This is a genomic window from Pseudomonas sp. GW821-FHT09C09, from assembly GCF_059418105.1.
Window position 1 is genome coordinate 743,322 of the sequence record NZ_JBWKPF010000001.1, and the last position, 23,201, is coordinate 766,522.

A 23,201-nucleotide genomic window follows, 5' to 3' on the forward strand; every position below is an offset into this window, starting at 1 on the left:
GCCCGAATGAGCTATTCATTTTCCAGCGCAAACGCCTCGACAATCTGCTCGATCACCGCCCTCACCCGCGCCGTATGGCGCAAATCCGCATGGGTCACCAGCCACACCTCATAGGGAAGCAGTCGCGTGCGGTCCGGCCAGAGCCTGACCAGGCCATCGCGCTCTCCCATGTATATCGGGATTTCTCCTACACCCAGACCGGCCGCAATCGAGCGTCGTATCAACAGGCTGGAATTCAGGCTTGCGACAATACGCCCGCAACTCACAGGCTCGCCTGCCAGGGTGATCTCCTTGTTGCCTTGCAGGTACGGTTGGTAGACCACCAGATCGTGGCCCTCGAACGCGGTGCCTGGCGTTGGCACGCCATGAACATCCACATAGGCCTGCGAGGCGAACAACCCCACAGGCCAGCGCGCCAGGCGCCGGGCGATCAGGTCAGGGTTTTCCGGTCGGGCGTTGCGTACGGCAATGTCAGCTTCGCGCTTGGCCAGGTTAAGCATCTGCGTGGAGGCGCCCAATTGCACACGCACGTCAGGGTGTTGCCCATGCAAGCGCGCGATGGCCGGGATCAGGAAGTCGATGGCCAGCGAATCTGTGGTGCTGACCCGCACGTTTCCGGTAGGGCGATCGTCCAGCCCCTGGATCTGTCGCTCCAGCTCCAGCGCTGAATGCTCCATTTTCTCGACCGCCTTGAGGGCCGCTTCGCCCATTGCAGTCAGTGCATATCCCTCTGACGTCCGCAGGAACAACATGGCATTCAGCGACTTTTCCAGCGCCGCAATACGCCGCCCGACCGTGGCCTGGTCTACCCTCAATACTCGCGCAGCACCGCGCAACGTCGACTCGCGGCAGACCGCCAGAAACACCCGTGCATCATCCCAGTTCATGCTGTCCTCTCACGATGCAGAATCGCATCACCAGCAAGCAAAATCGCTGCATTTATGCAGCCACGATAGCCGATATGCTGGACGTCATGAACCTTTCACGGGGCCAAACGCCCCAAAGCACGACAGGAACCGACATGACTTTGCCCACCGAAATGACCCGAATCGAAATAACCGAACCTGGTGCTCCCGACGTTCTGCAACCACGTCGTGTGCCGCTGCCAGTCGTCGCGCAGGGCGAGCTGCTGATTCGCGTGCACGCTGCCGGCATCAATCGGCCGGACGCTTTGCAACGCGCGGGCAAGTACCCGATGAGACCCGGCATGAACCCGATTCCCGGCCTGGAAGTGGCTGGAGAAGTCGTGGCGCTGGGTGCTGGTGTCAGCACTTTTGCCGTGGGCGACAGGGTTTGCGCGCTGACCAATGGTGGAGGTTATGCCGAATACTGCACCGTTCCGGCGGGCCAGACTCTGCCGATCCCCGACGGAATAGATTGGGTCAAGGCTGCGGCGATTCCCGAAACCTTTTTCACCGTATGGGCCAACCTGTTCGGCCTCGGTGGCGCAAGCCGTGGGCAGCGGGTGTTGATTCACGGCGGCACCAGCGGCATCGGTACTACCGCATTGATGTTGTGCCGTGAATTCGGTATCGAGACCTTCGCCACCGCCGGGAGCACCGATAAATGCGCGACGATCCGCGATCTCGGCGGCGAACCGATCAATTATCGCGAGCAGGATTTCGCTGCCGTGATTGCCGAAAAAACCAACGGCCAGGGCGTCAATGTAATCCTCGACATCATGGGTGGTTCGTATCTGAATGCCAACCTCAGCGCCCTGGCAATGGATGGCCGTGTGGTGATGTTGGGTTTCCTTGGCGGTGCCCGTGCCAACGATGTCGACCTGCTGACCATTCTCGGCAAACGGGCCGTGGTCACCGGTTCCTTGTTGCGCGCTCGCACTTCTGCGGAAAAGGCTGCCATCGCCGATCAATTACGCGAACATGTCTGGCCGGCATTGGCCGCCGGGCGTTGCCTGCCGATCATCGACAAGGTTTACCCGCTCACCGACGCGGCCCGGGCCCACGCGCACATGGAGGCAGGCGATCACATCGGCAAAATCGTGCTGGACGTGGCATGAGTCACAGCATCGTTTTGTAAAGATTGCTGGTGGGCGACGGTCGAAATTGTCACGCGGGAATCAAGGCATCTGGTAAAAAGCCTTCTTTGTCCGTGCTGTGGTGAAACCGTCCATGTTCCTTGCCTTCATGACCCGACTCCGACGCCGTCGACTGGCGTTCGCCTGCATGGCCGCCCTGATCATCGGCCTGCCGACGAGTTGCGCCGTACTGGAGCACACCGAACGCAAGCTGCTGTTTCGCATCGAACCGGGCACAGCCGGCTGGTATCACGGTTTGCCCGGCAGCGTTCAGGAACTGGATCTGAAGCCCAAAAGCTTCAAGGCCGGGCAGAACATTCATGCCTGGTGGTGGCCGGCGGAGCGGGCCAATGCTCCGGCCATTCTCTATCTGCATGGCGTGCGCTGGAACCTGACCGGGCAGCTGTTTCGCATCGAGCAGCTACGCGCGGCGGGCTATTCGGTCCTGGCCATCGACTATCGTGGTTTTGGCCAGAGTCACGGCGATCTGCCGTCGGAAAGCACGGTCTATGAGGACGCTCGGGTAGCATGGGAACGTTTCCAGCAGTTGCAGCCCGACCCGAACAAACGCCTTATCTACGGACATTCCCTGGGGGGTGCAGTTGCCATTGACCTGGCCGCTGAACTGGGCCGGGACGCCAACCGAAACCACACGCCACTGCCGGTTCGTGGCCTGGTCATCGAATCGACCTTTACGTCATTGGCGGATGTGGCTGCTGCCGTGGCCAATACTTCCCTCCCCGTTCGCTGGCTGCTGTCGCAGAAGTTCGACTCCATAGACAAAATCGCCGACATCCATATGCCGTTGCTGGTGGTGCACGGTCTGGCGGATACATTTGTGCCGTCGCGATTCAGCGAGCAGCTGTTCGCAGCCGCCAACCAACCGAAACGTCTGTTGCTGATTCCCGGCGCAACCCACAACAACAGCATGGCACTGGGTGGGCAGAATTATCGCAAGGCCATAGACGCCTTGATGCAGACACGACCTGCCGCACGCGTGGCGGGCGCGACGCTCAATCACGGCCCAGGCGATTCCTGAGAACGGAGGCCGTCGGTCATTTCGAGGAAAATAATTGCAGCAATCGCTGGCAATTCCTTGATCTGACGCTTTGCTGGATGGGGTCAAACCCTCGTGGCTACGACACACCCGGTCGCGCCACGCTTCACTGCCTGTTCGGGAGCACTTTCATGAAAATCAATCCGTACCTTATTTTCAACGGCGATTGTCGCGCGGCCTTCACGTTCTACGAGCAAGCCTTGCAAGGCAAGCTCGAAGCGATGATGACCTTTGGCGAAACACCGGCCGCAGAACATGTACCGAAAGAGCATCACAACCTGATCATCCATACCTGCCTGAAAGTCGGCGATCAGATGTTGATGGCCTCGGACACCACACCTGACCGTCCGACCCAGGGCATGAGCGGTTGCTCGATCTCCTTGAATGTCGACAACATCGCCGAAGCTGAAAGAGTGTTCAACGCTCTGGCCAAAGACGGGCGAGTCGATATGCCGCTGGACGCCACATTCTGGGCCGCTCGCTTTGGCATGCTGGTGGATCGGTTCGGGGTGTCATGGATGGTCAACTGCGAAAGCGACAAGTAATGCGTGGAATGTCCAGTACATGAAAAAGCCCGACCTCTTGAGGTCGGGCTTTTTGTTTATCGCTGCGCCAGTTCATGCCTCACGCACTGCTCGTAATAGGTTTGCTTGACGGCTGCAGGCTTGAGCCGTGAGGTGCTGTTGTAGGTTTGCTCGGTGATGCCCATCGCAGTCATGCGCATCCACGGTTGTTGAAACCTGCGTACCTGCAGGCGCTTGCGGGCGCCATACAGGGAAATCCCCGACAGCTTCGATTGCTGCGCACCGGCCGCGATGTCCGACCCCCAGGTACAAGCAAAACGATGACTCTTGCTTAACTCCCTCGCTTCGGCTCCAAGGGTGAACAGAGCCAGGGAAAGCGTCGCAACGGTGATGACAGTCGTCCGCATATAGCCAGCCTAACCTTTTGAAAAAAAGCGAGTTTGCCGTCACTGAAAACATTCGGGGGCCAGCAATTTGCCGCCTGATGGTTCATTTCGAGCCCATCGCCGGCCTCACTGTCGTCGAGCTCAGCCCGTCCACTCGATGGCGGGCAATCATTCAATGCAGCCGAAACAACCAAAACGAATGGTGTAGAATCTTTCGGAAAATAAATGAGATGGCTCTGAAAACTCATGGAAAGGACTGAACTGCTCAGCGCAGGTCATTTGATTGACGTGATTACTCTCTTTATCCACACATCGAAAATCAGTAGAAAACGGCAAGAATTTCCATTAACGCTGAATAAAAACACTTACAAACAATAGCCCAAACCGCCTTCCATCAAATCTTACAAGCACACGGTATTATATGACCCAAATGGAATACAGCCTGGCCACAAAGGAAAGCGGTATCGCCAACCTGCTCCATCGGCATCAAAAACTGGCAGCTTTCATTGTAACTACACTGTTCTTCATAGCCTTGCACAAGGTAAAGGGTGTTTCAGTATTTCCTTGGGATGCGGGCACCTATTGGAAGCTTAGTGCCGCCGACTTTCTTTTCGACTTCCCAAAGGATATAAGAGGTTATTTCTACCCCGCCCTATTGACGCCGGCCAGATTCCTCTCCGACACATTCAACGTCTTGGGCTATTTCCCCTATAGAATTATGTCTTCGGTGATATACGCCTATTTTTTCACCGTATTGCTTCCGGAATTCTATTTGCAACTATTCGGGGGGAAGGCTACCTTCCAGCGCCGTCTGATTACACCGATTCTGGTGTCGCTATTGTTCCCCGGGATCATCATTTACACACTGAGCGACCTGCCTGCCCTGGCCTTGATGGTTAGCGCGTCGGTTTGCGTTATTTCATCCGCCAACAAGGCGACGGGTTTTAAACAGTGCGCATTACTTGCATTCGCCGGCCTGATGGCTTACGGCGCCTATAACACCAGAACCATTTATCTTTTTCCGGCGATTCTGCTAACGCTCGCCATATCGCTGGTTGTTTATAACAAGCACTCGAAGCGTATCAGACTACTCGCAACCGTTATCTTTCTCTGCGGAGCCTCCATCGCAAGCATACCGCAAGTGATTGCCAATCATAAAAACCATGATTCATTCTCTCCATTAGTCATCACTACATCCCCCTACAACCGATCGTTATTCGCCAGTCAGCTCCTCTGGGGAATAACAATGCAGCGCTATGAAACGTCCATCGACGAGACATCACCCGGACCTGCTGTGTTTTACATGGACAAAGCCGGAGAGCAGCTTTTCATCGATAACAAAATCGGTTCCGGACCTTTTGAAGTCAGTACGTACTTCAAGTTGCTTTTGCAAAACCCAGTGGATTTTGCAGGGATTTATGGCAGGCATATCGTAAGCGGTCTGGATCTGCGTGATGGCGAAGTTTATACCGTAGGGCATCCGGGAAAACGAACATCGCTGGCACTGTTCAACTATTTGGTTCTGTTCTCAGGCTTACTCGTAATGACACTGGCCATTGCCACTCAGCGGGTAAAAGCCGAGCAGAAATTCAAGAGTGCTTTTTGGGCCTTACTGATTTTGCTGCCGGTCCTTGCCATTATTCCTGGTGCTATCGAAACTCGCTTCTTCCTTGCTCTGCATCTTGCAATCTATTGCTGCCTGGCCTTTACCACCGAACCTGAATCAATAAAAGCCCTGCTCCGCCGGCACTGGCTGTTGATTATTATGGCGCTGGTAGTGTCTGCAACTCTGTTCTTTTCCATATCGACGACCACGATGGCAAGCCCGCAATACACCTACTCCAGCCTCTACCTGGGGCAGTGGTAGTCATCAACCAGGATAAACAACAATGCGTGAAAACTACCTCCATTGAGGAGGTAGTTCCACCAGCAGCGGGAGCTTTTTAGAGCGATCACTGTAGGCATGGCAAATGCCCTTGGTGAACATTGATGGGAAAAGGAACACAAGCCACCCGTCCCTTCTAGGGTTCAGCCCTTAAGAGTTCACCTCTCAAGCCCCTATGGCAGTAGGCATCGCGCAGCGAACAAGGCACTGCCTGGCGGCATAAGAGCCACTGTACTCTCTAGAACCTTCGTTTAAGGCAGCGAACAACGTGTCGGCAATTGAGGAGAGGGTCTGCACTGACCCACTTGAGGAGAAAACGGGATGCCCCCGCAAAAGTCCCTGCGCATGAAAAAGCCCAACTCGCTAAAGTTGGGCTAAGTCATTGAAAAATATGGTCGGGACGGAGTGATTCGAACACTCGACCCCTAGCACCCCATGCTAGTGCGCTACCGGACTGCGCTACGCCCCGACTAGGCGTGAAACTCGCTCCTCATCTCGAGGAGCGCTCAAGAATATATCGCAAGCTTTTGAAAACTGGAAGTATTTAAAAGCAGGAAATTATTTCTTGAGGACCACCAGAACATCTTCGAGCTCGGCGATCATCTGGCGGATCATTTGCTTGTATTGGGTTGTATCGTCTTTGGCTTCATCACCGGACAGGCGCAGACGCGCACCGCCGATGGTGAACCCTTGATCGTAAAGGAGCGCGCGGATCTGCCGGATCATCAGCACGTCCTGTCGCTGATAATACCGGCGGTTTCCGCGGCGTTTGACGGGGTTGAGCTGAGGAAACTCCTGCTCCCAGTAGCGCAGCACGTGCGGCTTTACCGCACACAGCTCGCTGACTTCACCAATGGTGAAGTAGCGTTTGCCCGGGATGACGGGTAGTTCGTCGTTATGACTTGGTTCCAGCATAAGCCTCAACTCGGGCCTTCAACTTCTGCCCTGGACGAAAGGTGACCACACGGCGAGCCGTGATCGGGATTTCTTCCCCCGTTTTCGGGTTGCGGCCAGGCCGCTGGCGTTTGTCCCGAAGGTCGAAATTGCCGAAACCCGACAATTTGACCTGCTCGTTGTCTTCAAGAGCGTGCCTGATTTCCTCGAAAAACAGTTCGACCAATTCCTTGGCTTCCCGCTTGTTCAGGCCCAGCTCTTCATACAGACGTTCCGCCATCTCAGCTTTCGTCAAAGCCCCCATACGTCACTTCCTTAACGTGGCGTTCAACCTTTGTTCGAGCGAGGTGAGGATATTTTGCGTCGTCGAATTCACCTCATCGTCATTAAGAGTGCGCGATGGATGCTGCCAGGTCAAGCCGACTGCAAGGCTTTTTCTATCAGGATCAATACCTTTACCCTGATACACGTCAAATAGCCTGAGGTCTGTCAGCCATTCGCCTGCATTTTCACGGATTACGTCCAGTACAGCCGAGGCCGCTACGTCTTTGTGCGCAATCAGTGCAAGGTCACGACGCACTTCAGGAAAGCGCGACAACTCGTGGAATTTAGGCATTTTGCCCAGAGCGACTTCAGCCAGAACCAGCTCGAAGACGAAGACCGGACGGTCGAGCCCCAAGGATTTCGACAATTCAGGGTGAATCGCACCGATAAAGCCGACTTCACGCCCTTCACGCTCGATGCGCGCGGTTTGACCCGGGTGCAGCGCCGGGTGTTTGCCCGGGGTGAAAGTGAACGAATCCAGCGCACCGGCAAAACCCAGCACAGCCTCAACGTCAGCCTTGACGTCGAAGAAGTCGACGGTATCACGACCTTGTGCCCAGCCTTCCGGCAGACGGCTACCGCAGACGACACCGGCCAGCATCGGCTCTTGCTTCAGACCTTCCAGTTGGCCGACGAAACGCAGGCCACTCTCGAACAGACGGACACGATCCTGCTGACGGTTGAGGTTGTGCTGCAGCGCCTTGACCAGACCCGGCCACAGCGACGAACGCATGGCTGCCATGTCATTGGAGATCGGGTTCGCCAACAGCAGTGGCTCAACCCCCGGGTTGAACAGCTCGAACTGTTTTGGATCGATGAAGCTGTAAGTGATCGCTTCCTGATAACCACGAGCGACCAGCAGACGACGCAGTTCCGGCAGATCGCTGCGCGCTTCAGCCTTGGCTTGCGGCGCCAGACGAGCTTGCGGGTAACGAACAGGCAGACGGTTGTAACCGTACAGACGCGCCAGCTCTTCGATCAGATCGACTTCCAGGCTGATATCGAAGCGATGGCTCGGCACTTCTACGCGCCATTGCCCTGCCCCGTCGGCGGAAACCTTCAGACCCAAAGCGTTGAGCAGACGCTCGACTTCGGCCGAATCCATTTCCATGCCCAGCATCTGGGTGATGCGCTGAGCACGCAGAGTGATCGGCGCGATCGACGGCAAGTGCTGCTCGCTGACGGTTTCGATGATCGGGCCGGCTTCGCCACCGGTGATTTCCAGCAGCAGGCCAGTGGCGCGCTCCATGGCTTCACGGGCCAGTTGCCAGTCCACACCACGCTCGTAGCGGTGCGAAGCATCAGTGTGCAGACCGTAGGAGCGAGCCTTGCCCGCCACAGCGATCTGGTCGAAGAACGCACTTTCAAGGAATACGTCGCGAGTAGTCGCGGATACACCGCTGTGCTCGCCACCCATCACGCCGGCAATGGCCAGAGCGCGAGTGTGGTCGGCGATCACCAGCGTATCGCTACGCAGGCTGACTTCCTGACCGTCGAGCAGAACGAGCTTCTCGCCCTCTTCCGCCATGCGTACACGAATGCCGCCATTGATTTCCGCGAGGTCGAAAGCGTGCAGCGGCTGACCCAGTTCGAGCATCACGTAGTTGGTGATGTCGACGGCGGCGTCGATGCTGCGCACTTCGGCACGACGCAGACGCTCTACCATCCACAGAGGCGTAGGCTTGGACAGGTCAACGTTGCGGATGACACGACCCAGGTAGCGCGGGCACGCTGCAGGCGCCAGGACTTCCACTGAGCGCACTTCGTCGTGTACAGCCGGAACGGTCATTACCACCGGACGAGTGACTGGAGTGTCGTACAACGCACCCACTTCACGCGCCAGACCGGCCAGGGACAGGCAGTCGCCGCGGTTCGGGGTCAGGTCGACCTCGATGCTGGCGTCTTCCAGATCCAGATAAACGCGGAAATCTTCGCCCACCGGCGCATCGGCCGGCAGTTCCATCAGACCGTCATTGCCTTCACCGACCTGCAGCTCGGATTGCGAGCACAGCATGCCGTTGGACTCGACGCCACGCAGCTTGGCTTTCTTGATCTTGAAGTCGCCCGGCAGCTCGGCTCCGATCATGGCGAACGGAATCTTCAGGCCCGGACGCACATTTGGCGCACCGCACACGACCTGGAAGGTTTCCGCACCATTGCTCACCTGGCACACACGCAACTTGTCGGCGTCAGGGTGTTGCTCGGTACTCAGAACCTCGCCCACCACTACACCAATGAATGCACCGGCGGCCGGCGTAACGCTATCGACCTCAAGACCGGCCATCGACAGACGGGCAACCAGCTCGTCGCGATTTACCTGCGGGCTGACCCAGCCACGCAGCCATTGTTCACTGAATTTCATCCTGCTCTCCTAAGAATTCGTTACGACTAGCGAAATTGCGCGAGGAACCGCAAGTCGTTGTCGAAGAACAGACGCAAGTCGTTCACGCCGTAACGCAGCATGGCCAGACGCTCGACGCCCATGCCGAAGGCAAAGCCCGAGAACTCTTCCGGATCGATGCCGGACATGCGCAGCACATTCGGGTGAACCATGCCGCAGCCCATGACTTCCAGCCAGCCGGTCTGCTTGCAGACACGGCAGCCTTTACCGCTGCACATCACGCATTCCATGTCGACTTCCGCGGATGGCTCGGTGAACGGGAAGTAGGAAGGACGGAAACGTACCGCCAGTTCTTTTTCGAAGAACACCCGCAGGAACTCTTCGATAGTGCCTTTCAGGTCGGCGAAATTGATGTCGCGATCGACCAGCAGGCCTTCGACCTGGTGGAACATCGGCGAGTGAGTGATATCGGAGTCGCTGCGGTACACACGGCCTGGGCAGACGATGCGGATCGGCGGCTGCTGCGATTCCATGGTGCGGACCTGTACCGGCGAGGTATGGGTGCGCAACAGCATGTTCGCGTTGAAATAGAAGGTGTCGTGCATCGACCGGGCCGGGTGATGGCCTGGGATGTTGAGCGCCTCGAAGTTGTGATAATCGTCTTCGACCTCAGGGCCTTCGGCAATGCCGTAGCCGATGTGGGTGAAGAACTGTTCGATGCGTTCCAGAGTCCGGGTTACCGGATGCAGACCACCGGAGGTCTGGCCACGGCCCGGCAGGGTTACGTCAATGGATTCGGCGGACAGTTTGGCAGCCAGTTCGGCCTCTTCAAACAGCGCCATGCGCGCATTGAGAACGCCTGTGACACGTTCCTTGGCAACGTTGATCAGGGCGCCGACCTGCGGACGCTCTTCTGCCGGCAAATTCCCCAGGGTCTTCATCACCTGAGTCAATTCACCCTTTTTGCCAAGGTATTGAACCCGGATTTGCTCCAGGGCATTGATATCTTCAGCGCTTTGCACAGCCTCTAGTGCTTGAGAGACCAGCGCATCCAGGTTTTCCATGTACAGACTCCAGATACAAAATAGGGGAAGAGCTTGAAGGCTCTTCCCCTATTTATGACGTTTACCACCTGACCCCACAGAGGTGAGGCCGGGTGACTGTCGGGGGTACTTAAGCCAAGGTGGCTTTAGCTTTCTCGACAATCGCGGCAAACACCGCTTTTTCGTTCACTGCCAGATCAGCCAGAACCTTACGGTCGATCTCGATGGACGCTTTTTTCAGGCCAGCGATGAAACGGCTGTAGGACAGACCGTTAACACGAGCACCAGCGTTGATACGAGCGATCCACAGAGCGCGGAACTGACGTTTTTTCTGACGACGGTCACGGTAGGCGTATTGGCCTGCCTTGATTACCGCTTGCTTGGCAACACGGAATACGCGCGAGCGAGCGCCGTAGTAGCCTTTAGCAAGTTTCAGAATTTTTTTGTGACGTTTACGGGCAATGACGCCACGCTTTACACGAGCCATGAGTTACTTCCTCTATTCTTGATCCAAAAATTAACGAAGGCGCAGCATGCGCTCGACTTTTGCCACGTCAGACGGATGCAGCAAGCTGCTACCGCGCAGTTGACGCTTACGCTTGGTCGACATTTTGGTCAGGATGTGGCTCTTGAAAGCGTGCTTGTGCTTGATACCGTTAGCAGTTTTCAGAAACCGCTTAGCAGCACCACTTTTGGTTTTCATCTTTGGCATGTTCGGATACTCCGCATTCAGTTGATAAACATAATCAGAAGGCCTGCCGTGCCCTGTTGATTACTTCTTCTTTTTCGGGGCGATGACCATGATCAGCTGGCGTCCTTCCATCTTAGGATGCTGTTCGACCGAACCGTACTCGAGCAGGTCTTGTTCAACCCGCTTGAGGAGTTCCATCCCCAGCTCCTGGTGGGCCATCTCACGGCCGCGGAATCGCAAGGATACCTTGGCCCTGTCCCCGTCACTCAGGAAACGTACCAGGTTGCGCAGTTTTACCTGGTAATCCCCTTCCTCCGTCCCTGGACGAAACTTGATTTCTTTTACCTGAATCTGCTTCTGGTTCTTCTTCGCCGCAGCAATCTGCTTCTTCTTTTCGAAGATCGACTTGCCGTAGTCCATCACACGGCAAACCGGTGGGACTGCGTCTGCAGAGATTTCTACCAGATCAAGCTTTGCTTCTTCAGCGATACGAAGCGCTTCATCAATCGAGACGATGCCAATCTGCTCGCCGTCAGCGCCAATTAACCGAACCTCGCGTGCCGAGATATTCTCGTTGATCGGGGCTTTCGGTGCAGTTCGTTTATCTTGTCTCATTTCACGCTTAATAATAATTACTCCGAATCTGGGCGACCACGCCGGGAAACCGCTTGCGCGAGAAACTCAGCGAACTGGGCGACGGGCATCGAGCCCAGGTCAGCACCTTCACGAGTACGCACAGCGACAGTCTGCATCTCGACTTCCTTATCCCCAATAACCAAGAGATATGGAACCTTGAGCAAAGTATGCTCGCGGATTTTAAAGCCGATCTTTTCATTTCTCAAGTCAGACTTGGCACGAAACCCGCTTTCGTTGAGAGTTTTTTCGACCTGAGCAACAAAATCTGCCTGTTTATCAGTGATATTCATGATCACTGCCTGGGTTGGCGCCAGCCACGCAGGGAATGCACCTTCGTAGTGCTCGATCAGAATCCCGACGAAACGCTCGAACGAACCGAGGATCGCACGGTGCAACATGACCGGATGCTTGCGGCTGTTGTCTTCGGAGACGTATTCGGCACCAAGACGCACTGGCAGGTTGAAATCGAGCTGCAAAGTACCACATTGCCACACGCGACCGAGGCAGTCTCTCAGCGAGAATTCAATCTTCGGACCATAGAAAGCGCCCTCACCCGGCTGCAGATCGTACGGAAGGCCCGCGCTATCAAGGGCCGCGGCCAAGGCTGCTTCGGCGCGATCCCACAGTTCGTCGGAACCAACGCGTTTTTCCGGACGAGTGGACAGTTTCATTTCGACGTCGGTGAAGCCGAAGTCGCGGTAAACATCCATGGTCAGCTTGATGAACGCAGCGGATTCGGCCTGCATCTGCTCTTCGGTGCAGAAAATGTGGGCGTCGTCCTGAGTGAATGCACGCACGCGCATGATGCCGTGCAGCGCACCCGACGGCTCGTTACGGTGACAGGCACCGAACTCGGCCAGACGCATCGGCAGCTCGCGGTAGCTCTTCAGACCCTGGTTGAACACTTGCACGTGGCAAGGGCAGTTCATCGGCTTGATCGCGTAGTCGCGGCTTTCCGACTCGGTGGTGAACATGTTTTCGGCGTAGTTGGCCCAGTGCCCGGACTTTTCCCACAGGCTACGGTCAACGACTTGCGGCGTCTTGATTTCGAGATAGCCGTTGTCACGCTGCACCTTGCGCATGTACTGCTCGAGTACCTGGTACAGAGTCCAGCCATTCGGGTGCCAGAACACCATGCCCGGCGCTTCTTCCTGGGTGTGGAACAGGCCCAGGCGCTTGCCGATCTTGCGGTGATCGCGCTTTTCAGCTTCTTCGATTCGCTGGATATACGCTGCCAGCTGCTTCTTGTCAGCCCATGCGGTGCCGTAAACGCGCTGCAATTGCTCGTTCTTGGCATCACCGCGCCAGTAGGCGCCGGACAGCTTGGTCAACTTGAAGGATTTCAGGAAGCGAGTGTTCGGCACGTGCGGACCGCGGCACATGTCGACATATTCTTCGTGATAGTACAGGCCCATGGCCTGCTCGTTCGGCATGTCCTCGACCAGGCGCAGCTTGTAGTCTTCGCCACGGGCCTTGAACACTTCGATCACCTCGGCACGCGGAGTGACCTTCTTGATAACGTCGTATTCGGTGTCGATCAGCTGTTGCATGCGCTGTTCGATGGCGGCCATATCGTCCGGAGTGAAAGGACGCTCGAAGGCGATGTCGTAATAGAAGCCTTCGTCAATGACCGGACCGATGACCATTTTGGCCGTCGGGTACAACTGCTTGACCGCGTGGCCAACCAGGTGGGCGCAAGAGTGGCGAATGATCTCCAGCCCCTCTTCATCCTTTGGCGTGATGATTTGCAGCGTTGCGTCGCTGTCGATGATGTCGCTGGCGTCGACCAGCTTGCCGTTCACCTTGCCGGCCAGGGTGGCCTTGGCCAGGCCTGCACCGATGGATGCGGCGACCTCGGCTACGGAAACCGGGTGATCGAATGAACGTTGACTGCCGTCGGGAAGAGTAATAGTTGGCATGGCGCCTCCTCTCCTAGTGGTGACCCCTACCAAAGGTCACGTGGGTTGGGATGAGCCAGTACAAGATCCGATCCAGGCCATTCAATGACGAACGCCTGCCTTACAGCGGCAGGAGCCTTGCGGCCAACCGGAAAACCGAACCAGAGTGACTGGGATTCAAATCAGAGTATTCGCACGTCGCCGCTGCCGGGACTGAAGGTCATCCGGAGCCTGCGAACGCCCGAGTCGGCCATGCTAGCACAGATGAACGGTCACACACGCACTCTGGTTTTACCGGCAGGCAAATCGTCTGTTTTGTGCCAGAGTGATGAACTTGATCGGCCACTCAGCCATCAGATAACAAGACATCGACCCACAAGGAGCATCCTCGCATGCGTCTGAACACCCTATTCGCCGCAGTCGTCCCTCTAGTTCTGCTGTTGCCGCTGAGCGCGCAGGCTGCCTGGCCGAAAGGCGTCAAAGAGCAATACATGAACGACTGCACAAAAGCGGCCAGCCAAAGCGTCAACCCGACGGTGGCCAAGCAGCACTGCACCTGCGGTGCCGACGTCCTGGAGAAGAAATTCACCTCTCAGGAAATCGCTCAACTGATGGACAAGAACACCCCGCCGAGCGGTGAGCTGGGTCAACGCGCGCTGAAGGAAATCTCGGTTTGCCGAGTGCAGAAATAATACCTGGCGAACGGTTTTACGGGCATTCGGAGAGCAAAAAAAGGCCAGAATGCCCCTGAATCCGATATTTTATGCAGGTTTTATAGCTTTTTTTACACCCCGCCGATTTGGCTGAAAGCCTCTGAAACCGGGGGTTACAGACATTCAAACTGTCGAAGCGTCTGCAATATGAAAGCAAACAGCACGTCCGGGGGGCTACCAAAGCGAACATTTCGACTATGATACCCCGGTGTGCCCAGTTGGCCTGAGCAGCACAGTACTACTGAAAATATATGTTTCTTGGAGATACACCATGTCTAATCGCCAAACCGGCACCGTTAAATGGTTCAACGATGAAAAAGGCTTCGGCTTCATCACTCCTCAAGGTGGCGGTGACGACCTGTTCGTACACTTCAAAGCTATCGAATCCGACGGTTTCAAAAGCCTGAAAGAAGGCCAGACCGTTTCCTTCGTGGCTGAGAAAGGCCAAAAGGGTATGCAAGCTGCACAAGTTCGCCCAGAGTAATTTCCCGGCGCACTAAAAAAACCCCGTCCATGTGACGGGGTTTTTTATGCGCGTGACAAAAGTCTGTACAACTCAGCCACAGCTGGCCCGGGTGACCACCAGATTATTGTCGGTATTGAGATTCAGCCGATCAGACCGGTACTCAAGGGTGATCATGTCGTCAGGCTTGAGGAACCGGGCGTTCTGCGCGCCGGCCTTTTTGCGCGCCTGCTCCAGCAATTCCGGCGAAGCCTTTTTGCCGACGGCGAACTCCGCAGCGGTTGCCTCGCAACGACTGTGACCGGTTTCGGTCGCCACAGGATCCTTCTGCGACTCGCTGGAGGTGGTAGTGCAGCCAGCCAGCATGGCAACCGCCATCAGAGTACCCAGTGACGCGAGCTTCCAAGGCATGAAGCCTCCTTTTTTCAATAGTTGAGCGAACATTGTGCGACCGCCAATACAGCGTTTGGTTTCATGACCTGCGCCACTCCCCTGCCCCACGATCAGAAAAACGGCGAGTTTGCCTCAGCAACGCCTGATACTTCTTCACACAATCGTCACTGAATATGACCAGTGCTCAGTAGACATCGATGTAGTCAAAGGGCGGATTCGGCCAGTTGTCCTTGAGCGCATTGAAGATCTGCATTACCCAGACCTCGTCGCTGGCCGCAACGTTGCCCACATAACCCGAGCCCTTGGCCCAGGTCTCCAGGCGAAACGACAAGCCTTCGATATCCTGGCCACCCGTGACCCCCGAAGAGATATACGCAATGCCGCCCTTGGTCACGCGTAACTGGGTGTGCTCATCGTCACTGGCCGATGCCAGCATCAGACGCACGGCGTCCAGCGACAGGCCGCCGGGGGAATTCAAATCGATTTGCACAGCGCAGGTCCTTGGTCATTTCGAAGACGACCAAGTGTCGCATAGCCCTGCGCTCATGCCTAAGTCGCAGTGCCAAACACCGGACAAAGTGGTTAACTCAAGACTCCAGTCCCGAACCTTCCGAGCTCATCATGACGACCGTAAGCATCTCAGCCGACATCAAGGCCCACTGGCCACAAGGCCATAGCTCTTACAGTCCGGGCAGCCCGGAGGAATTGGCATTGATCAGCATCGACCTGCTGGTCAAGACACTGGGAACACAAGCCGCGCAATCATTTATTGCCCAGCTGTTCGAGAAGTATCCGGATGACTTCAAGGGCACATCGGACATCGAGAAAGAATAATTAAGGCCCGCAGGCTGGCACCTGCGGGCCTGTTGCTTACTTCAGACGCTTCAGGCGTTCGGTCAACAGATCGAAGAAGCCCTGAGCATCACCGTTTTCCACCCAGAAGGCATTTTTCGGGGCTTTCAGGCCGTCATACCAGTCGACGATGGTCTGCCCGAAGGTCGGACCTTCACGGCTATCAACCACCACGTTCACCGAACGACCGGTGAACAGTTCTGGTTTGAGCAGGTAAGCCACGACCGTGGCGTCATGCACCGGACCACCCGGAATGCCGTAGTGTTCCATATCGCCCTTGATGTACTCGTTGAGGATATCGCCGACAATCTTGCTCGCGTTGTTGTTCAGCGCCGCGATCTGTTTCAGGCGTGCATCACTGGTGAGAATCTTGTGGGTTACATCCAGCGGCAGGTAAGTCAGCTTCACGCCGCTTTTGAGCACGACTTCAGCCGCTTGCGGATCCGCGTACAGGTTGAATTCGGCCACTGGCGTGATATTGCCACCGTTGAAGTGCGCGCCCCCCATGACGACCACTTCCTTGATGCCCTGAACGATCTCCGGCTCCTGAATCAGTGCCAGCGCCAGGTTGGTTTGCGGCCCCAGCATGGCAATGGTGATGCTGTGTGGCTTGGCTTTTTTCAGGGTGTCGATCAGGTAGTTGACCGCATTGCCTTCAGCCAGGCCTTTTTTCGGCTCATGCACGGTGACACCCGACAGGCCTTCCTTGCCATGGATGTTCTCGGCGTAGATCGGTGTGCGCATCAACGGCTTCGGTGCGCCGGCATAAACCGGCACTTCTTCACGACCGGCCCACTCGCGGGCCAGTCGCGCATTGCGTGATGTCTTGTCGAGACGCACGTTGCCAGCCACGGTGGTCAGCGCGCGAATGTTCAGCTCCTCCGGCGATGCCAGAGCAAACAACAGGGCCACCACATCATCGGCACCCGGATCGGTATCGATGATCAGATCGATCTTTTCCGCCGCCTGGGCGCCGGTCGCGGTTATCACGGACAAAAGCAGCAGGCTCCGGATCAGTTGGTGAATTTTTTGAGCATAGCGGTGCATGGCGCATTCCTTGTGCATTTGAAATCAGAAAAGGGACTGAGCCCCGTTAAAACGTTACCCCGGCCACCAGCACGATGTTGCAGTACGGCTGACATTCGCCTGTACGGACAATCGCTCGTGCTTGTCGGCTGAGAGCCTTGAATTGTTCATGACTGAGCAGATCGCGCCGCCCCAGTGCACCTTCTTCATTCAATGCATCCAGCGAAGCCAGCGCAGTGGGTTGCTTGTCGAAGATTTCCTGGGCGAGCACATGGCTTTCCACCTGCATTTCGCTGAGCACGATCTTCAGGGTGCTGACGAAATCCGGAACACCTTGGGTCAGCGCGAGATCGATCAACTCGACACCCGGTGGTACGGGCAAGCCGGCATCACCGATCACGACGATGTCGCCATGACCGAGGGAGGCAATCAGCCGAGACAGGGCGATATTGAGCAATGGAGTCTTTTTCATGCGGGTTTGAACGCCTGTACGTCGGATGATGTGGGAATGGACGGCTGGGCACCCGCACGAGTAACAGACAGCGCCGCGGCTATCTGACCAAAACGAATGGCCTCGACCTCGGTTTTGCCAACGGCCAGCGCCGCTGCGAAACCGCCAACGAAGGTGTCCCCGGCAGCCGTGGTATCAACTGCTTTCACTTTGGGCGCAGGGAAATGCTGGTAACCCGAGCCGTTGGCGAACAACGCACCCTGAGCACCCAGCGTGACGATCACGTTGCCGGCGCCCATGGAAATGAGTCGTGCAGCTGCTTTTTCAGCGCTTTCCAGCGAGTCCACCGGCAAACCGCTGAGGGCTGCGGCTTCGCTTTCATTGGGAATCAGGTAGTCGATGGAAGCAAACCAGTCCACCGGCAATGGACGGCTGGCCGGGGCCGGATTCAGGATGACCGTCTTGCCCAGTTCACGACCGCGCCTGAGCGCATGACCGACGGTGGCATCGGGAATTTCCAGCTGACAAATGATCACATCCGCTGCCTGCAAGACCGCGTCGAACTGGTCGATCACCGCAGGCGACATCGAACCGTTGGCTCCGGCAACGATGACGATAGCGTTCTGACTGTTGTCATCGACCACAATCAGCGCTACGCCACTGGAGTCCTCGACCACGCTGACCGCCTGGCAATCGATGTGCTCGACCAGCAATGCCTCGCGCAATTGCACGCCGTAGTCGTCATTGCCGACACAGCCGACCATCGACACCTGAGCGCCCAGCCGGGCGGCGGCCACCGCCTGGTTGGCACCCTTGCCACCTGACACAGTCGCGAACGAATGACCGATCAGTGTCTCGCCACCCCGGGGCAAACGAGGTGCCCGGGTGACCAGGTCCATGTTCAGACTGCCTATTACCACTACATTTGCAGGCATACATCACTACTCATCAATTCGGTTTCAGCGATATTCGGTAAACACGCCAGCCAGCGGCGCAGTCGACTCTCGCAAGACAATACTCGGGGTCACGATCCGCTGATCCGTAGCCAGATCCGGGGTAGCAATTCTTCGCAGCAACACTTCCGCCGCCATCTCGCCCAACTGCAGGATCGATTGCCCCACAGTGGTCAGCGCCGGGTACACGTAACGGCTCATCTGGATATCGTCGAAGCCGATCACCGACAACTGCGCAGGTACGCGCACATTGCGCTCGGCGGCGGCGCGCAGCACACCGATGCCGATCATGTCGTTGCCGGCAAAGATTGCACTGGGGGGATTGCCCTCAAGCAAAACCGCCGCTGCGTTGTAACCGCCAGTGCTGGTGAAATCGCTTTCCAGCATCCGCGATGGCGGTACTTCAATACCGGCCTCTTTCAAGGCGCGGCAAAATCCCGCCTGACGCATTTGCGCAACACTGGTGCTCGCCGGACCACCAATCGTGGCGATATCGCGATGGCCGAGTTCGATCAGGTGCCTCGTTGCCAGATAGGCGCCATATTCATGGTCGATGCGCACGAGATCGGCGTCCACACCCTCCAGCCCCCGGTCAACGATGACCATCGGTGTCTTGACTCCGGCCAGACCTTGTACCAGGCCACTGTCACCGCCAGCGGAGGCGACAATCAAGCCATCGATACGTTTCTCCAGCAGCACCCGAAGGTAGCTGCGCTGCTTTTCCGGATTGTCGTCGGAGTTGCAGAGAATTACGCAGTAGCCATTACGCTCACAATAATCCTCGATCCCCCGCGCCAGTTCGGCAAAGTACGGGTTGAGACTGTTGGGCACCAGCAAGCCAATGGTGGCAGTGGTCTTGGCCTTCAGCGATCGGGCGACGGCGCTTGGCACGTAGTCGAGGCTCTTGATCGCCGCCTCGACTTTCAGCCGCACTTCCTGGCTCACCGGCCGGGTGTTATTCACAACATGGGAGACGGTCGTGTAGGAAATTCCCGCAAGCGCCGCCACATCCTTGATTGTCGCCATGTCTCAGCCCCGCCGGCTTGCGCGTTGGCTGCGATACGTATCGAGCACTACCGCGATGACGATCACTGCGCCGGTGATGATGCGCTTGGTCGGCTCGGTTGCGCCGATCTGCGCCAGACCGGCCGCCAGGACGGAGATGATCAAGACCCCGAAGAACGTACTGATGACCGAACCACGGCCGCCCATCAGGCTGGTGCCGCCGATCACTACCGCAGCAATCACTTGCAGCTCAAGGCCTGAGCCGGCATTCGGATCGGCAGCTTCCAGGCGGGAAATCTGGAACAGCGCCGCGATACCGGCCAGCAGCCCCATCAGGCTGAACACCAGAATCTTGTAGGGCTTGGGATTGATGCCCGCCAGCCGCACTGCTTCCTCGTTGGTGCCGATGCCGATCAGGTAGCGACCGAACACGGTCCGGGTCAACACCGCTTGAGCAATGAAAATCACCAGCAAGGCGATGATGAACGACGGCGAAATACCAAAAGCGATCGGGTTCGACAGCCACGCAAATGAATCACCGATGTAAGCGGTACGCGAACCGGTCATCTGATAGGCCAGGCCCCGGGCCATTTCCAGCACACCAAGCGAAACGATGAACGACGGAATTCGCCACGCAACCGTGATCGAGCCGGTCACCGTGCCGGCCAGTGCCGCCACTGCCATGCCGAGCAGTGCGGCCGGCAGAACGCTCCAGCCCCAGCCCAGGATCGCCACGCTGACGGTCGATGCTGCGAGCGCCAGCACCGAACCCACCGACAGGTCGATCCCGCCGATGATCAGCACGAAGGTCATGCCCACCGCCAACACCATCAGGTCGGGGATCTGGTTGGCCAGGGTGCTGAAAGTGTTGTACGACAGGAAGTGGCTGCTCATGACCGAGAACAGCGCAACCATTGCCAGCAGGGCACCGGCCAGGCCCAGGTAAGTGCCCAGACCGTAGAAGTTGCCACTACGTTTACCGGCAGAAGATGCAGTTTTCATGGGAGATCCCTAGGCGCTGCTTCGTTGAGCAACGCATCACGTTTTTGGTAGCCGGCGAACGCGGCGGCAAGCAAGTCATCCTGGGTCCAGCTGTCACGCTCGAACGTGTCGATCAGACGCCCCGCCGACAGCACCCCGATGCGGTCGCAGATCAGCATCAGCTCGCGCAGGTCGCTGGAGACCACCACCAGCGCCTTGCCCTGCCGGGTCAGCTCACCGAGCAGGTTATAAATGTCGAACTTGGCACCGACGTCGATACCACGAGTGGGCTCATCGAACAGCAACACCGAACAGTCGCGCTCCAGCCAGCGGCCGATCACCACCTTCTGCTGGTTGCCGCCGGACAATTCGGATACGAGTTGAGTCGGGCTCGAACTGCGGATGCGCATGGCATCGATCTGCCGTTTGGCCAGAGAGGTTTCGTCACCATTGTTGACGAAACCACCGCTGGAAATTTCCGGCATATTGCCCAGGGCAATGTTGGCGCTGATCGACTGGCTCAGCAGCAGGCCCTCACCCTTTCGGTCTTCAGTGATCAGGGCGATGCCGTTACGCACAGCGTCGACCGGCGAGCGGATACTCACCACTTGCGCCGGTGAACCGAGGGCAACGCTGCCGCTGTCGGCGAGATCGGCGCCGAAGATCAGGCGCAGCAGTTCCGTGCGCCCTGCCCCGATCAATCCGGAAATGCCAAAAATCTCACCGGCACGCACTTCGAAGGACACGTCGCGAACCTTGTCGGAACGAGTGAGGCCTTTCACCGTCAACGCAGGAGCACCGATATTACGCGGGCCCATGTCCATGTGTTCACCCAGCTCGCGGCCGACCATCAGGGTGACCAGTTGCTCGCTGTTGTAGTTGGCCATCGGCTCGACGCAAACAAGATTGCCGTCACGCAGCACGGCAATGCGCTGTGCGACTCGGGCCAGCTCTTCGAGGCGGTGGGAGATGTAAATGATCGCAACGCCGCGCGCCTGCAGCCGGGCGATCTGCTCGAAGAGCATTTCGACTTCGCGAGCGGTGAGCATCGCGGTCGGCTCGTCGAGAATCAGCACATGGCAATCGCCGATCAGGTTGCGCGCGATCTCGACCATTTGCTGGTGACCGATACCCAGTTCACCGACCAGTGTGTCCGGGTCAATGGCATCCAGGCCGACCTGAGCCATGGCTTCGATGGCAGCCTTGCGCAGCTGTTTGCGACTGATCCAGCCACCGTTGCTTGGCAGGTTGTCGAGAAACAGGTTTTCCGCCACCGAAAGGGTCGGCAACAGATTGAGTTCTTGCATGACCATGCGCACGCCAAGCTCTTCGGCCTGGGTACGGCTGCCAGGGCGGTATTCCTTGCCCTGGAACTGCATCTGCCCGGTGGTCGGGGTCACCAGTCCACCGATGATTTTCGACAGGGTACTTTTACCGGCACCGTTCTCGCCGGTCAGTGCCAGCACTTCACCGCGCATCAGCGTCAAGTCGATGCCGGTGAGCACCGGCTGCGCATAGGTCTTACCGATACCGCTGACCGAGAGGACAGCGTTCGGGGCGGAAACTGACATAAAAAACTCTCCATGCGCTCGCCCGGACGGACGAGCGCCGTTGTGTCGCCGAAGGACTACTTTTTGGTGACCAGCTCGACCGGGGTTTCGATGACGCCGTTGGCGCCACTGTCGACTTTCTCGCCCTTGATGATTTTCAGCGCGGTCTCGATACCGAATACCGCCTGTTTGGCAGCGAACTGGTCAGCCGTAGCGAGTACGCGACCATCCTGCAGCATCGGCTTGATGGCGTTGATGTTGTCGTAACCGACCACTTGTACGTGCCCGGCCTTGCCGGCCGCACGCACAGCGGAAACAGCGCCGACCGCCATGCTGTCGTTACCGGCCAGCAACGCCTTGACGTCCGGGTACTCGCTGAGAATCGACGCGGCTACCTTGTTGCCCTTGTCGATTTCCCAATCGCCGGACTGCAGGGAAACGACCTTGATCTGCGCGGCTTCCATCGCATCCTTGAAGCCAGCGGTACGCTGCTGGGCGTTGGTCGTTGTGGAAACGCCCTCGATGATGCCGACTTCGTCACCGGCCTTCAGTTGCTTGGCCAGGTACTCGCCCACCAGACGTGCGCCCTTGCGGTTATCCGGGCCTACGAATGGTACGGAGATGTTCTTGCTTTTGATGACGGTGGGATCGAGCTGGTTGTCGATGTTGATCACGGTGATGCCGGCGTCGACGGCTTTCTTGATCACCGGCACCATGGCCTTGGAGTCAGAAGGCGCGATGACCAGTGCGTTGACCTTCGCCAGAATCATCTGCTCGACGATGCGGGTCTGGCCTGCCGTGTCGGTTTCGTCCTTGATCCCGTTGGAGATCAGGTCGAAATCGGCGGAGTGCTCTTTCTGGTAAGCCTTGGCGCCGTCTTCCATGGTGAGGAAGAATTCGTTGGCCAAAGACTTCATGACCAGTGCGACCTTGGGTTTTTCGGGGGACTCGGCGAAAGCCGAAGAGACAGGCAGTGCGGCGGACGCGGCAGCCAGCATGGCGACAGCGAGAAGACGTCCAGCGAATGGCAGCTTCATGGGTTCACTCCGATCTTATGATTATTGTGAGCAACGCTTGCGCTGGCGTAAGCTTCATCG

General features: G+C 57.3%; 26 protein-coding genes and 1 tRNA gene. 7 read left to right on the forward strand and 20 right to left on the reverse strand.

What is annotated here, in order from left to right; all coding sequences use genetic code 11:
* Positions 1 to 11: 11 nt before the first annotated feature.
* Entirely contained in the window at positions 12 to 887 is an 876-nt protein-coding gene (locus AC07NR_RS03600; protein WP_495077828.1) for a LysR family transcriptional regulator, read from the reverse strand.
* Between the two features lie 134 nt (positions 888 to 1,021).
* Between AC07NR_RS03600 and AC07NR_RS03605 the strand changes: the two genes are divergently transcribed.
* From AC07NR_RS03605 to AC07NR_RS03615, 3 genes are all read left to right on the forward strand, one after another.
* The gene (locus AC07NR_RS03605) at positions 1,022 to 2,020 is read left to right on the forward strand and encodes an NAD(P)H-quinone oxidoreductase (RefSeq protein WP_495077829.1); all 999 of its coding nucleotides are present in this window, start codon (positions 1,022 to 1,024) and stop codon (positions 2,018 to 2,020) included.
* A 112-nt stretch (positions 2,021 to 2,132) separates the two neighbouring features.
* Positions 2,133 to 3,077 (forward strand): alpha/beta hydrolase, encoded by a 945-nt coding sequence (locus tag AC07NR_RS03610; RefSeq protein ID WP_495077830.1) that lies wholly within the window; start codon positions 2,133 to 2,135, stop codon positions 3,075 to 3,077.
* Positions 3,078 to 3,226: 149 nt separating this feature from the next.
* Positions 3,227 to 3,640: a VOC family protein gene (locus AC07NR_RS03615; protein ID WP_495077831.1), complete on the forward strand. Its 414-nt coding sequence runs from the start codon at positions 3,227 to 3,229 to the stop codon at positions 3,638 to 3,640.
* A 56-nt stretch (positions 3,641 to 3,696) separates the two neighbouring features.
* On the opposite strand, the gene AC07NR_RS03620 is transcribed toward AC07NR_RS03615, so the two are convergent.
* Positions 3,697 to 4,026 (reverse strand): hypothetical protein, encoded by a 330-nt coding sequence (locus tag AC07NR_RS03620; RefSeq protein ID WP_248738811.1) that lies wholly within the window; start codon positions 4,024 to 4,026, stop codon positions 3,697 to 3,699.
* Positions 4,027 to 4,426: 400 nt separating this feature from the next.
* Here AC07NR_RS03620 and AC07NR_RS03625 point away from each other — a divergent pair, with 400 nt between their 5' ends.
* Positions 4,427 to 5,872, forward strand: coding sequence for a hypothetical protein (locus AC07NR_RS03625; RefSeq protein ID WP_423205275.1), 1,446 nt, complete (start codon positions 4,427 to 4,429; stop codon positions 5,870 to 5,872).
* A gap of 410 nt (positions 5,873 to 6,282) precedes the next feature.
* On the opposite strand, the gene AC07NR_RS03630 is transcribed toward AC07NR_RS03625, so the two are convergent.
* The 9 genes from AC07NR_RS03630 to thrS form a co-directional block, all read right to left on the reverse strand.
* Positions 6,283 to 6,359 (reverse strand) — tRNA-Pro (locus AC07NR_RS03630).
* 89 nt (positions 6,360 to 6,448) lie between these two features.
* Positions 6,449 to 6,805 (reverse strand): MerR family transcriptional regulator, encoded by a 357-nt coding sequence (locus AC07NR_RS03635; protein WP_003179985.1) that lies wholly within the window; start codon positions 6,803 to 6,805, stop codon positions 6,449 to 6,451.
* Positions 6,786 to 7,088, reverse strand: coding sequence for an integration host factor subunit alpha (gene ihfA / locus AC07NR_RS03640; protein WP_002553164.1), 303 nt, complete (start codon positions 7,086 to 7,088; stop codon positions 6,786 to 6,788). The genes AC07NR_RS03635 and ihfA overlap by 20 nt, the downstream gene beginning before the upstream one ends.
* Positions 7,089 to 7,091: 3 nt before the next feature.
* Complete coding sequence (gene pheT / locus AC07NR_RS03645; RefSeq protein WP_495077832.1) at positions 7,092 to 9,470, reverse strand: phenylalanine--tRNA ligase subunit beta; 2,379 nt, start codon at positions 9,468 to 9,470, stop codon at positions 7,092 to 7,094.
* A 26-nt stretch (positions 9,471 to 9,496) separates the two neighbouring features.
* A complete protein-coding gene (gene pheS / locus AC07NR_RS03650; RefSeq protein ID WP_085732504.1) occupies positions 9,497 to 10,513 on the reverse strand; it encodes a phenylalanine--tRNA ligase subunit alpha in 1,017 nt (338 codons plus the stop codon).
* Positions 10,514 to 10,622: 109 nt separating this feature from the next.
* Entirely contained in the window at positions 10,623 to 10,979 is a 357-nt protein-coding gene (gene rplT, locus AC07NR_RS03655; protein ID WP_007913489.1) for a 50S ribosomal protein L20, read from the reverse strand.
* A gap of 30 nt (positions 10,980 to 11,009) precedes the next feature.
* Positions 11,010 to 11,204, reverse strand: a complete 195-nt coding sequence (gene rpmI / locus AC07NR_RS03660; RefSeq protein WP_002553160.1) for a 50S ribosomal protein L35 — start codon at positions 11,202 to 11,204, stop codon at positions 11,010 to 11,012.
* 60 nt (positions 11,205 to 11,264) lie between these two features.
* Positions 11,265 to 11,816, reverse strand: a complete 552-nt coding sequence (gene infC / locus AC07NR_RS03665; RefSeq protein ID WP_170929631.1) for a translation initiation factor IF-3 — start codon at positions 11,814 to 11,816, stop codon at positions 11,265 to 11,267.
* Positions 11,816 to 13,738, reverse strand: coding sequence for a threonine--tRNA ligase (gene thrS, locus AC07NR_RS03670; RefSeq protein ID WP_495077833.1), 1,923 nt, complete (start codon positions 13,736 to 13,738; stop codon positions 11,816 to 11,818). Before thrS ends, infC begins: the two co-directional genes overlap by 1 nt.
* 371 nt (positions 13,739 to 14,109) lie before the next feature.
* On the opposite strand from thrS, the gene AC07NR_RS03675 reads away from it, so the two are divergent.
* Complete coding sequence (locus AC07NR_RS03675) at positions 14,110 to 14,409, forward strand: hypothetical protein (protein ID WP_495077834.1); 300 nt, start codon at positions 14,110 to 14,112, stop codon at positions 14,407 to 14,409.
* A 292-nt stretch (positions 14,410 to 14,701) separates the two neighbouring features.
* Positions 14,702 to 14,914 (forward strand): cold-shock protein, encoded by a 213-nt coding sequence (locus AC07NR_RS03680; protein ID WP_003179963.1) that lies wholly within the window; start codon positions 14,702 to 14,704, stop codon positions 14,912 to 14,914.
* Positions 14,915 to 14,986: 72 nt separating this feature from the next.
* Here AC07NR_RS03680 and AC07NR_RS03685 read toward each other — a convergent pair whose 3' ends face one another.
* Positions 14,987 to 15,304 (reverse strand): I78 family peptidase inhibitor, encoded by a 318-nt coding sequence (locus AC07NR_RS03685; protein ID WP_134826099.1) that lies wholly within the window; start codon positions 15,302 to 15,304, stop codon positions 14,987 to 14,989.
* 166 nt (positions 15,305 to 15,470) lie between these two features.
* On the reverse strand, positions 15,471 to 15,776 hold the full coding sequence (locus AC07NR_RS03690; RefSeq protein ID WP_305835286.1) for a hypothetical protein: 306 nt from the start codon (positions 15,774 to 15,776) through the stop codon (positions 15,471 to 15,473).
* 131 nt (positions 15,777 to 15,907) lie between these two features.
* Between AC07NR_RS03690 and AC07NR_RS03695 the strand changes: the two genes are divergently transcribed.
* Positions 15,908 to 16,120: a hypothetical protein gene (locus tag AC07NR_RS03695; protein ID WP_085712027.1), complete on the forward strand. Its 213-nt coding sequence runs from the start codon at positions 15,908 to 15,910 to the stop codon at positions 16,118 to 16,120.
* A 36-nt stretch (positions 16,121 to 16,156) separates the two neighbouring features.
* On the opposite strand, the gene AC07NR_RS03700 is transcribed toward AC07NR_RS03695, so the two are convergent.
* Genes AC07NR_RS03700 through AC07NR_RS03730 form a run of 7 tightly spaced genes read right to left on the reverse strand, consistent with a single transcriptional unit; the run spans position 16,157 to position 23,141 of the window.
* Positions 16,157 to 17,185, reverse strand: coding sequence for a nucleoside hydrolase (locus AC07NR_RS03700; RefSeq protein WP_248738807.1), 1,029 nt, complete (start codon positions 17,183 to 17,185; stop codon positions 16,157 to 16,159).
* Between the two features lie 46 nt (positions 17,186 to 17,231).
* On the reverse strand, positions 17,232 to 17,636 hold the full coding sequence (gene rbsD / locus AC07NR_RS03705; protein ID WP_248738806.1) for a D-ribose pyranase: 405 nt from the start codon (positions 17,634 to 17,636) through the stop codon (positions 17,232 to 17,234).
* On the reverse strand, positions 17,633 to 18,550 hold the full coding sequence (rbsK, locus tag AC07NR_RS03710; protein ID WP_495077835.1) for a ribokinase: 918 nt from the start codon (positions 18,548 to 18,550) through the stop codon (positions 17,633 to 17,635). Before rbsK ends, rbsD begins: the two co-directional genes overlap by 4 nt.
* A 24-nt stretch (positions 18,551 to 18,574) precedes the next feature.
* Positions 18,575 to 19,594, reverse strand: a complete 1,020-nt coding sequence (locus AC07NR_RS03715; RefSeq protein ID WP_114882125.1) for a LacI family DNA-binding transcriptional regulator — start codon at positions 19,592 to 19,594, stop codon at positions 18,575 to 18,577.
* A 3-nt stretch (positions 19,595 to 19,597) separates the two neighbouring features.
* Entirely contained in the window at positions 19,598 to 20,575 is a 978-nt protein-coding gene (locus AC07NR_RS03720; RefSeq protein WP_025111208.1) for an ABC transporter permease, read from the reverse strand.
* Positions 20,572 to 22,125 carry a sugar ABC transporter ATP-binding protein gene (locus AC07NR_RS03725; protein WP_495077836.1) on the reverse strand — a complete coding sequence of 518 codons (1,554 nt, stop codon included), beginning with the start codon at positions 22,123 to 22,125 and terminating at the stop codon, positions 20,572 to 20,574. Before AC07NR_RS03725 ends, AC07NR_RS03720 begins: the two co-directional genes overlap by 4 nt.
* 56 nt (positions 22,126 to 22,181) lie before the next feature.
* Positions 22,182 to 23,141 carry a sugar ABC transporter substrate-binding protein gene (locus AC07NR_RS03730; RefSeq protein ID WP_495077837.1) on the reverse strand — a complete coding sequence of 320 codons (960 nt, stop codon included), beginning with the start codon at positions 23,139 to 23,141 and terminating at the stop codon, positions 22,182 to 22,184.
* Between the last annotated feature and the right edge of the window lie 60 nt (positions 23,142 to 23,201).